The 9,070-nt window shown below is 40.3% G+C and carries 6 protein-coding genes and 4 tRNA genes; 7 read left to right on the forward strand and 3 right to left on the reverse strand.

The window, feature by feature from the left end:
- Positions 1–344: 344 nt before the first annotated feature.
- The 3 genes from EOK74_RS05915 to imuA are packed head-to-tail and all read right to left on the reverse strand — an operon-like array spanning position 345 to position 5,574.
- The gene (locus tag EOK74_RS05915) at positions 345–3,440 is read right to left on the reverse strand and encodes an error-prone DNA polymerase (protein ID WP_133469010.1); all 3,096 of its coding nucleotides are present in this window, start codon (positions 3,438–3,440) and stop codon (positions 345–347) included.
- Positions 3,440–4,879 carry a Y-family DNA polymerase gene (locus EOK74_RS05920; RefSeq protein WP_239024031.1) on the reverse strand — a complete coding sequence of 480 codons (1,440 nt, stop codon included), beginning with the start codon at positions 4,877–4,879 and terminating at the stop codon, positions 3,440–3,442. The genes EOK74_RS05915 and EOK74_RS05920 overlap by 1 nt, the downstream gene beginning before the upstream one ends.
- A 2-nt stretch (positions 4,880–4,881) precedes the next feature.
- Positions 4,882–5,574 carry a translesion DNA synthesis-associated protein ImuA gene (imuA, locus tag EOK74_RS05925; RefSeq protein ID WP_133469011.1) on the reverse strand — a complete coding sequence of 231 codons (693 nt, stop codon included), beginning with the start codon at positions 5,572–5,574 and terminating at the stop codon, positions 4,882–4,884.
- A 212-nt stretch (positions 5,575–5,786) separates the two neighbouring features.
- On the opposite strand from imuA, the gene murB reads away from it, so the two are divergent.
- From murB to EOK74_RS05960, 7 genes are all read left to right on the forward strand, one after another.
- Positions 5,787–6,785 carry a UDP-N-acetylmuramate dehydrogenase gene (gene murB, locus EOK74_RS05930; RefSeq protein WP_133469012.1) on the forward strand — a complete coding sequence of 333 codons (999 nt, stop codon included), beginning with the start codon at positions 5,787–5,789 and terminating at the stop codon, positions 6,783–6,785.
- Positions 6,782–7,756 carry a bifunctional biotin--[acetyl-CoA-carboxylase] ligase/biotin operon repressor BirA gene (gene birA / locus EOK74_RS05935; protein ID WP_133469013.1) on the forward strand — a complete coding sequence of 325 codons (975 nt, stop codon included), beginning with the start codon at positions 6,782–6,784 and terminating at the stop codon, positions 7,754–7,756. The genes murB and birA overlap by 4 nt, the downstream gene beginning before the upstream one ends.
- Positions 7,740–8,465 carry a type III pantothenate kinase gene (locus EOK74_RS05940; protein WP_166638722.1) on the forward strand — a complete coding sequence of 242 codons (726 nt, stop codon included), beginning with the start codon at positions 7,740–7,742 and terminating at the stop codon, positions 8,463–8,465. The genes birA and EOK74_RS05940 overlap by 17 nt, the downstream gene beginning before the upstream one ends.
- Before the next feature lie 142 nt (positions 8,466–8,607).
- Positions 8,608–8,683 (forward strand) — tRNA-Thr (locus EOK74_RS05945).
- 7 nt (positions 8,684–8,690) lie between these two features.
- A tRNA-Tyr gene (locus tag EOK74_RS05950) sits at positions 8,691–8,775 on the forward strand.
- Between the two features lie 33 nt (positions 8,776–8,808).
- Positions 8,809–8,882 (forward strand) — tRNA-Gly (locus tag EOK74_RS05955).
- Between the two features lie 12 nt (positions 8,883–8,894).
- Positions 8,895–8,970 (forward strand) — tRNA-Thr (locus tag EOK74_RS05960).
- The last annotated feature ends 100 nt before the right edge of the window (positions 8,971–9,070 follow it).

A 9,070-nucleotide genomic window follows, 5' to 3' on the forward strand; every position in this document is an offset into this window, starting at 1 on the left:
TTTCCCCATGCGAGAGTAGCACACTGCCAGACTCCCAATTACACGAAAAGCCCTGAGTATACAACGCTCAGGGCTTTTTCGTATAAGCGCATTCGCGCAATGCTACCCAGCAATAAACCATCACGAAGTGGATTGTCCGGAAGCTCGCAGAGCTCCCTTCGTTCAGGCGGTTACGCTGCTTCGCAGCTAAAAGCAAATCGCCTTCACCCCCATGCGAGAGTAGCACACTGCTGGATGGCCAGCCCCGCAGACTCCTATTTAAGTACTAAGCCACCTCATTGAGGTGGCTTTTTGCGTTTCTGNCTTGGCTCGTTTAAAGTAGTTAAACTATTTGCGATTAAATACTAATGAAAGTTTCTTGGTTTTGTATTTAAGCTTGCGAGCTTTGAGCTCAGATCTATTAATTTACCAGCTATTATGTGAGTTACATCGCCATCACCTCGCTCTAAGATCCCCTTTACCTGTAATATTTGAGATTTTAAAAATGCTTGCTTTTGTGCTCGGGCAGTATTTAACCAAACGACTATATTGATATTTCCGGTATCGTCTTCAAGTGTAATAAAAGTTACGCCCTTTGATGTTCCAGGTCTTTGCCTTCCTATGACGAGTCCAATAACACTTACATGACTCTGATGACTTTTTTGTATTAATTGATTTGCTGGTATGTAATTTGGGAGTAAATTGGCTTCTCTTAGCAATTTAATTGGGTGTATGGTGAGACTTAAGCTTGCTGTAGCGTAATCTTCTAATAAATTATCCGTAATGGTTGGAGTGGGAATGTTTTGTATACTCGAATCTTTTTGTTTAATTAATAGTGGTAAATCTGCTTCTGAGTCCATTAGCAACCAACGTGATGCATATCGGTTATTACAAATAGAATGGTAGGCATTGGCACTGGCAAGTGCTTCTAAATACTTACGAGATAACTTGAGCTCTTTAATTTGGTTTATCTCTGTAAAACCTATTTTGGGACGGGCTTGAACTAAGGTGTGTGAATCACTAGGATTGACATTTTTAACTATTCTAAACCCCAGCCTAATTGCCCAGTGGTTATTTGTGTATTCCATCAAATGGTCATGCTTAGAATGGTTTATACACAAAGGAAGTACAGTTATTTTGTGGCGTTTAGCATCTTCTATTAATTGTGCCGCCGAGTAAAATCCCATGGGTAAGCTATTTAATAAACCAGTGTAAAAGGCCTCTGGATAATAGTATTTTAACCAACTCGACACATAAGCTAATACTGCAAAAGATGCTGAGTGTGACTCAGGAAATCCATATTCACCAAATCCACATATTTGCTTATAAATACGTTCTGAGTAACTAGCTTCATATCCTCTTTGTAACATTCCTGACATGAGCTTTTCTTTAAAGTGGGTGAGTTTTCCGTTGCGTTTCCAGCTGCCCATTGCGCGGCGTAACTGATCTGCTTCCCCTCCTGTAAAGCCAGCCGCTACCATAGCTATCTTAATGACTTGCTCTTGAAATATGGGTACTCCAGATGTTCTTGCCAGAATTTCTTTTAAGTCTTCTGATGGATATTTTATTAATTGGGGAGTGGCCCTGTGTTTTAAAAAAGGGTGTACCATGCCACCTTGAATTGGTCCCGGTCTAACGATAGCGATTTGAATAACTAGGTCGTAAAATTCAGCAGGTTTGAGCCTTGGTAACATACTCATTTGTGCTCTAGATTCTATTTGAAAAACGCCAACTGTGTCTGCTGCTTGGATCATTTTATATACTTGCTGATCATCGCCTAAAGCGGTTATATCAGCAATGCTGTATAAGTGTTGGTAATGCTGCTGGATGAGTGAGAAAGTTTTTCGAATTGCGGTTAGCATTCCAAGGGCGAGTACATCTACTTTGAGTAATCCTAAACTCTCTAAATCATCCTTGTCCCATTGGATTACGCTGCGCTCTGCCATTGCTGCATTTTCAATGGGAACTAAGTGGTAGAGCGGGCCTTGTGATATGACAAAGCCTCCTACATGTTGTGACAAATGACGTGGAAAGCCTTTTATTTCTTCTACTAAATTGCTGAAGAGCTGCCCCTTGCTAGAGTCTTTGTCAAAGCCAAGCTCACTTATTTGCCCTTGCCACCCTAATTCACTATCTCTGTGATTGATGTTCTTTATGAAAAAGTCTAGTTGATGCTCATTTATTCCTAGTGCTTTCCCTACATCTCTAATTGCACTTTTGTGACGATAAGTAATAACCGTAGCTGCAATAGCAGTACGCTCTCGCCCATACTTTTTATAAATATATTGAATGATTTCTTCACGTCTTTCATGCTCAAAGTCTACGTCTATATCAGGGTGTTCTTTACGCTCTTTGGATATGAATCTTTCGAATAAAACTGATATTTGCCGCGGGTCTACAGCGGTAATCTGTAAACAATAACAGACTACTGAGTTAGCGGCAGATCCCCTTCCTTGATATAAAATATTATGTTTTTGTGCAAACTGCACAACATCATAAATAGTTAGAAAAAAATACTCATATTGTAATTCTTTTATCAGCTTTAATTCTTTGGCTATGGTCCTTTTAATAGCAAAAGTGAGTCTTGCACCGCTCGAAAAGCGAATTGCCATTCCTTGGATCACTAGCTGTCTTAGATAGTCGGTTGCGGTTTTGCGTTTTGGAACTAACTCGCTAGGGTATTCGTATTTCAATTCACTTAAATTAAAGTCACAGAAACTAGCAACACGAACACTTTCAGCAAGCCAATCGGCTTGATATAGGTGTTTAAGTTTGTTTAGGGGCCGTAGGTAACGCTCACTATTAGGAAAAAGCTGACGTCCTAGCTGACTAATGGGTTTGCCTTTTCGAATAGCAGTGAGAGTGTGCTGTAATGGGAGCCGCTGGGTATTGTGCATAAGGACTCCACCACAAGCACAAATTTTTAGCTTATAAAGATCGCTAAGTTGTTTGATATGAGTTAAATAACGGTTTTCATTGGCAATTAAATGCCTTTGATATCCTAGCCAAACCTTGCTGTTGTAATACTTTGCTAACCATTTTCCCCAGTGCTCGTCAGTTTTTGAGTTGCCAGTGGGTAGCCATATCATCAAGCAGTGTTTGATCCCTCGCAAGTCCCACTCGTCTAGTTTGTACTCCCCTTTAGGCATACGCTTACGTGCATTGGTAATGGTTCTACATAGCTCAGCGTAAGCTAGCCGGTTTGGGCACAATAATATAAATTTAAGACTAGGTTCAAATCGAAAAAAACTCCCTACGATAAGTTTGATATTGAGCTTATGCACTTGTATTTCAGTATATGCTCTAACTATGCCCGCTACCGAGCATTCATCGGTAATAGCTATCGCTTGGTATTTCAAAAAGCTTGCTTGCGCTATTAGCTCCTGTGGGTGAGACGCGCCATATAAAAAGCTAAAGTTACTTTGGCAGAATAATTCGGCGTATTGGAGCGGAGCTGGCATTAACTAAACACACCATGCAAGTACCACTTGTTATGAGGTGTTTTAAATATCCAGTACCATTGGCCTAGAGCATTATATGCAATGAAGTAATCGCGGATGATAAATTCAGAGTCCCACCAACCCGTTTCAATGCGCTCTGGCCCTGATGCTAAATGGACTTTCTCCTGCAGGGGCTGGGGCGGTGTTAATAAAAAGCTGGGGCGAAGGGCAAAAAGAGGAAAGTCAGCAGCAGCCTTTGTGTTTGTTTGATTTAATAATGTTGTGCGTTCTGGGCGGTAATCGTTGGCCAATTGGGGAGTTAAAATGGCTTTTTTTCCTAATTTGGCTTGAAGTATAGATCTCAGCTGCAGAGGGGATAACAAACCTTGCTTACCTGCAAATAAATCTTGTTTATCAGGTCGCCTTACATAGGTTGTTGGAGCGAGCAGCTGAATGGCAAAAATAGGGCTTTCTAAGCTTATGTTTTCAAGCTTCAAAAAGAGCAGTTCTTCCCAGTGTTTAGCTAAATACTCTCCTTGCTGAGAGTTAACTTCTAACTTAATGGGATTATGCTCTCTTTGACTTAAGTAAACTTTTAAGCTTTGAGTTAAAAGGTCACGTTCTTTTAGAAATAGCTCTAACTTCGCGAGTAACTGGAGCAGCGGCTTTTGTAGTATTTGTATGCTCTGTACATCAAATAGCAATTCAATAATTTGGTTAAAATATGGCTTTGGATGAAAAAAGTTAACAGGGTGAGATAGCTCTGCTGTTAATCGGCCAATATAAGTCACTATGTCAATTTCAAACCGTTTGGCAATATCCGCAAGGGGCAGTTTGAGTAAGCCTTTTACATCATGAATACCAATGCGGTTTAACTTTTGTATTGATTTAGGTGAAAGTTCAGTATGTTGTAATGTGCATTTGGACATGGCTTGTTCGATATGTATTTTACTATCTGTTATGCGATCCCAAGCTTTAACAGCCAATAGTTTAGCTGCTAAAGGTGAGTGTCCTGTCGCATAATGAAAATGAACATTCTGAGTGAGTAAAATATGTTTAATATGCTGCCAATAAGTGACTAAGTCACCGTATAGATTCAACATATTGTGTACCCTTAATAAGAGTCCATTGTGACTAAAAAAACAAATATCACTGGTGGCCAAATATAAATTTTGAGCAATACTATTTAGCCTGTTTTGGGTTATATTTTCTTGGTAAGGAATAACCTGTAAATCAGCCTTTAACATAGATGCAGTACCTAAGCCCATGCCCAAGCGGATACCTGCTTGATATGCAGCCTCGTTCAGTTGGCATGTTTGGTTTTTTGCTTCATCAAAGATGATATAAGCTTGTTTGTGAATATCTGTATCAGAACTTTGCTGTAATAGTGTGTCCAGTTGTAAGCTAGGAAAATATAAGTACAGCCAGAGCTTCTGCATTACACAAGGTGGGCGAGTCATGATTAGCCCACCTGCGATGCTCGAAGGGGAAAGGTGAGCACATTGCTTTGTCTGGGCTGGCAGATCTCTGGCCAGTAGTGGTGCATATTGACAGTAAATGCTTTTTTGGAAAAAGCGCCTTTACGTTTAGTAATTCGGGCGTTTACTCCCGCTTTATCTGGGCTTAACTGTAACCCTAAGCTTACCGGCAAAGAAATTTGCTCTTGTTTAGGCTCACGGATTATAAACAAGAGGCAGTGACCTTTTTCAGCAGCTAATTGTAAACGCTTAGTTTGTGCTACTGATAAGCTGCTATGCCATATTACTACACTGTGGCAACAGCCACTTTTTAGGCTTTGCTCAGCGCTCCATAGAACATCCCGTTCGGAGTTAGGTCTAATGAGCATTATACGCTCAATAGATAACCCAAATTCTGCCCACATTTCTGCATTGATATCCATGGGAGGAGCGATAAGTGTGGTTAATTCAGTCGTATTTTGCTGTTGCCTAAGGAGAATACTAGGTAGTAGTAAACGTAATTCTCCTATGCCAAGTGGGCTACGAATATCAATTACGCCATGTTCAGGAAACCCTCCTTGCAAAGCGTTATCCAGCTCCTGATAACCGGTATGTAGTTCGTTTTGGGTATCATGGTACGCATGGTTTGCTTGCCAGAGCAAATTCTTATTTTTAAGGTAACGGATAGTCGGGTGCATTGATTATTTACGAATTTAATACTGTATAAATAAACAGTATATTGGCCAAAAATATATATGCAAGTTTTCGCTTTTAAAAATTAGGCGAATTCTGAATAGGAGTAAAAGTGCTGTTATGAAATCGGTTGCTTCGGGGAGATTATGTTTCTTTTACTAGTAATTAGTCGCTTCTCGATTAAAATAGTCACAAATTCCTCAGCCCCTAGGTGTAAGTGCACTCTTTAACTTCCCTTCACACATTTGGATTATCAAGTTCCGGTAATAATATTATTTCGATAGATTCATTCGATACGCTGAAAAAACAATTTACGAATTTACCAGCTACGCCATTCTGTATTCTGGGAGGAGGAAGCAATACTGTTTTTTTAGATGATTACCAAGGCACTGTTTTTAAAATTGCGCTGCAAGGAATACAAATAGAAGAATCAGACTCTGAATATTTAGTGACGGCTGCTGCGGGTGAAAATTGGCATCAACTGGTTTCATCTTGCATGCAGCAAGGTATATATGGGTTAGAAAATCTAGCTTTAATTCCTGGAACCGTAGGGGCCGCACCCATTCAAAATATTGGAGCCTATGGAGTAGAGATTGAAAGCTTTATTCGTAGAGTGGACTATTTTGATTTAGATTCCCACTGCATAAAAAGCCTAAGCCATGACGACTGCCTATTTGGTTATCGAGATAGTATTTTTAAATCGCAGCTCGCAGGTCAGTTTGTTATTACACAGGTGGTTTTAGCATTGCCTAAAACTTGGGTGGCAGTTACTCAGTACGGTGAATTGCGAAACTTAACCTCGCCTACCCCTGAAGATATTTTCAATAAAGTGGTGGCAGTACGAAAAAGTAAACTACCTGATCCTATGCAAATAGGTAATGCAGGTAGCTTCTTTAAAAACCCCATTATTGATAAAAGCTTATTTACGCAGTTACAACAAGAGTGGCCTGAAATACCCAGTTATCCAGTTAATGCAAGTAAGGTGAAGGTGCCAGCTGCATGGTTAATTGATAGGCTAGGTTTTAAAGGCAAAAAGAATGGCGGCATAGGTTGTCACCCTAACCAAGCCCTAGTGTTGTTTAACGATGGAGCTGGAACGGGGGAGCAATTATTGCAGTTTGCCAGAGGTATTAAAGCTGCCGTCAATAAAACTTTCTCAATTGACTTAGAAAATGAAGTAAGGCTGATGGATAAGCAAGGGCTAGTGTCATTATGAGTAAAACCGTTGATGAAGTACGTAGTACCTTACTATCAGTTTTAGCGACCGGAGAGTTTCATTCTGGTGAGGCTTTAGGTAAAGCATTAAATCTTAGTAGAGCTTCTATATCTAACCATATAAAGGCATTAACAGCCCTTGGTTTAGATATCTACAGTGTAACAGGCAAAGGTTATTGCTTAGCTAGCCCATTAAACTTTCTTACCCTGAAAGAAATATCAGCTCACCTACCTACAGGCTATTCAGCACCTATTGAAGTTCTTAATGTGATAGGTTCAACAAACCAATACATCAAAGAAAAGTTTGATGACTTAGAAAATGGTCATGCTTGTCTTGCAGAAGCACAAACTGCTGGCAGAGGCCGACATGGACGTAAATGGGTATCTCCGTACGGCAGTAGTTTGTATTTATCTATGTATTGGCATTTTGCTGGAGGGTATGCAGCTCTTGGTGGCTTGAGTTTGGCTGTGGGAGTTGCGGTGGCTAAAGCATTAGCGTTAAGTGGTGTTGACGGCATTAAATTGAAATGGCCGAATGACGTTTACGGCTTAGGTAAAAAACTTGCTGGTGTGTTAATTGAAGTTGAAGGGCAAATGGGACTAGGTTGCCAAACAGTTATAGGCATAGGTCTAAATATATCACTACCCAAAAATGTAAAAGAAATAGATCAGCCATGGATTGATTTAGCACAACTTACAGACAATCCACTAGAACGTAATCAATTAGCAGCCAATTTACTATCAACCCTCACTGACACTCTAGGCAAATTTGAACGTGACGGCTTAGCTCCATTTATTGAGGATTGGCGCAGCAAAGATGTCTATGCCAATCAAGCCGTTAAACTTATAGTGGGTAAACAAACTATTTCTGGTATTGGCCGAGGAGTAAATGAAAGTGGTGCTATTTTATTAGAAACAGAACAAGGTGTTAAAGCATTTCACGGAGGGGAAATCAGTGTCAGGCCAGCGTAATAGCTTACTAATAGATATTGGTAACAGCAGGATCAAATTTGCCTTTGGGAGTGACTTAACCAAAATTAACGTTTGTAGCTCAATTACAGAGTTAATCCCTTATTTACATCAAGTATCAAATATATGGTTATCTAGTGTTGGTAAGGCCTCACAAGTAAAACAATTACAAGGGTTAGTCCTACCGTTAGGTATAGATTTACACATAGTAGCCACTCAAAAGCAGGCCCACGGTTTAAAGTTTGCCTATCAAGATATGACTACTATGGGAGTGGATCGTTGGCTGGCTATGATTGCCGCCTCACAAGAGACCATTAAACCTATGGCTGTTTTAAGTTTAGGGACAGCAAATACTTGTGATGTCTTATATGAAGGGAGACATTTAGGAGGCTGGATTGCACCGGGTTTTTCACTAATGAAAGACAGCTTACAGATTCGCACCGCTCAAGTTTTTGCTGATAGCCAAATACCAACAAAGCTAACTTTGGGTGATAAAACTCAAGACTGTGTCAATTTAGGGTGTTTAGCACAGCAGCAAGGATTTGTTTTGATGGCAAATAATTATCTTTTGTCACGATTTAATGACTACGATATTTTTGTAACGGGGGGCGCTAGCTCATTAGTTGAGCAGTTAAACTTGCCTAAAGTCACTTTTTTTGAAAACTTAGTGTTATCTGGCTTAAATATTCTTAGTGAAAAAATAGATGAATAATCATTTATTCACAATTAAATGGCCGTAAATTGAGCAGTTAGCCCTAAAATCAAGCAAACAACATAAAAAATACATTTTTTTGTAAATTCCCTATTGCACACCCTGAAATCTTACTCTAGAATCCGCACCCACTTGATGCAGTGCCGACTTAGCTCAGTTGGTAGAGCAACTGACTTGTAATCAGTAGGTCACCAGTTCGACTCCGGTAGTCGGCACCATCAATCTGGAGGGGTTCCCGAGTGGTCAAAGGGATCAGACTGTAAATCTGACGGCTCAGCCTTCGCAGGTTCAAATCCTGCCCCCTCCACCACTTTTTGCTTGATATGGTATGAGAGCAAGTTGTGCGGACGTCGTATAGTGGTAATACCTTAGCCTTCCAAGCTAATGCTGCGAGTTCGATTCTCGCCGTCCGCTCCATTTTTGTGAAATGCTGATATGGCTCAGTTGGTAGAGCGCACCCTTGGTAAGGGTGAGGTCGGCAGTTCGAATCTGCCTATCAGCACCACATGTCTCTCCCCATCTCAATAAAAAATCAATTTTAATGTACTTTGCTGGGGAATAGACAATGGCAAAAGAAAAGTTTGAACGTACTAAACCGCATGTAA

It is taken from the genome of Paraglaciecola marina (assembly GCF_004360155.1).
GTDB classification, from domain to species: domain Bacteria; phylum Pseudomonadota; class Gammaproteobacteria; order Enterobacterales; family Alteromonadaceae; genus Paraglaciecola; species Paraglaciecola marina.